At 76.1% G+C, this 1,898-nt stretch carries 1 protein-coding gene; it reads left to right on the top strand.

Annotated elements, in window-relative coordinates; translation table 11 throughout:
• Positions 1-1,898, top strand: a 1,898-nt coding sequence (locus AB0J52_RS38505) for an ATP-binding protein (RefSeq protein ID WP_500187970.1), incomplete at both ends; no start/stop codon positions are given.

Here is a 1,898-nt window from a genome sequence, read left to right as displayed (position 1 = left end):
CGGCACCGAGGACGGCCGCGGGTGTGGGCCTGCTGGCGGCGGGCGGCGCCGCGACGCTCTGGGCTTCGGGGAGATCGCGGCGGCGCAGGCGGGCAGACCGGGCGGCCCTCGCGGCCTACCAGGCCGGTGCCTCCGCGATCCCGCGGTTCGCCGCCGAGGCGGAGCGCGAGCGGCTGATGGCCGAACTGCACGACGTGGCGGCGCACAGGCTCACCGGGATCGTGGTCTCCTCCGCGGCGGCGAGCCGCCTCGCCGATCCGGACATGGCGGCGGAGGCCACCCGCCATGCCGCCTGCGCGGCGCGGCAGGCCGTGGACGAACTGGACCGCCTCATCGAGGCCGCAGGAACCGCGACCCTCGACGACATCGACACGCTGGTCGCCGGACATCCGGACGTCGACTACCGGCGCACGGCCGCCACCGCGCCACCTGATGTCGCCGCCGCCGCCCATCGAGTGGTGCGCGAGGCGCTGACGAACGCCCTCAGGTACTCCTCAGGTGCTCGCCGGGTCGTGCTTGAGGGGACCCCCACACACCTCAGCGTGACGGTCACCGACGAAGGCGGCCCTCCGGCGGCGCCGGGCCTCGGCACGGGACACGGCCTGGCCGGACTACGCTCCACCACACGAACCCTCGGCGGTTCGTTCTCCGCCGGTCCCGACGGCAGTGGCTGGACGGTTCGTGCCGAGTTCCCTCTCACCGCCGCATCCGCGCCTGTGCCCGTCCGGGAGCGCGGTTCAGGCGACCAGCCCGACGACGCGTCCCCGGCCTCGTTTGTGCGGCGGTCATGCGGTGCCGCCTTCGGTGCCCTGCTGACCGGTCCGGGCGGCTGGCGGGGACCGGCCGCGCTGGACGCGGTCCTGGTCGTCCTGGCGATCGCGCTGTCCCTCGGTGCCGAGCTGCCGCCGGGAAGCGACCCGGACCCCTTCTCCTCACCGCTCCTCGGCGTGTGCCTGGCCTTGCTGTTCACCGTGCACGCGTCCGCGCTCTGGTGGCGGAGGCACGCGCCCCGTGGTGCGCTCGCCCTCGCCCTCGGCACCCTCCTGATGTGGCTGGGCCTGGACCTGGCCGACTGGCCCGGGCCGCCGCTCAGCGACGTGTTCCTCTGGTACTGGTGGGTCGAACTGGCGCTGGTCTACGCGGTCGCGGCGTTCTCACCGGCCGGACGGACCTGGCCCGCGCCCCTCGCCGTCGCGGCCGTGGGCGGGGCGGCCCTCGCCGCCGGTGACGGCATCACCGGAAACCGTGCCGCCGCCTGGACGGTCCTCGCCGCGGCACTCGCGGTCCCGTGCCTGGCGGTCTGGGCACTCGGGACCCACAGCGCCGCGCGCCGCAGGCGGCGGGACGCGAGCGCCGCGGAGGAGCGCGAGCGGCTGCGCCGGGAGGCGTCCGCGGCCGCCGAGGCCGAGCGCCTGCGGATCTCCGACGGCCTGCGCCGAACCGCCCGGCGGCATGCGCGGAACGTCGTCGCCGAAGCCGACGCCGGGCGCCTCGACGCCGTCCTCACCGAGGCCAAGGAGGGATTGGCCGCACTCCGGAAACTCCTCTCCGACCTGCGGGAGCACGACGACGGAGGCGACCCGCCGCCGACCGTCGACGGCATCGCCGCCCTGGCGGCTCGGCGTGGAACGACCGCCCGCTTCACCGGCGAGCGCAGACCGCTGCCGCCCGCTTTCGAAGTCGCGGTGCACCAGATGGCGCGGGAGCTCCTCGCCGCCGGTGGCTCGATCACGGTCGCGTTCTCCGTTGGAGGCGTCACGGTGTCCGGGCGGGCACCGGAGGGCGATGCGGCGGAGCGGCGCCTGCGCGCACTGACCGACGCCCGAGGAGGCACGCTGACGATCACCGGCGACGGCTCGGCGCGCGGATGGCTCCCGGAGGCGTCTGCCGGCCGGCCG

It is taken from the genome of Spirillospora sp. NPDC049652 (assembly GCF_040675125.1).
GTDB lineage: Bacteria > Actinomycetota > Actinomycetes > Streptosporangiales > Streptosporangiaceae > Spirillospora.
This window is presented reverse-complemented; position numbering and strand designations above follow the sequence as displayed.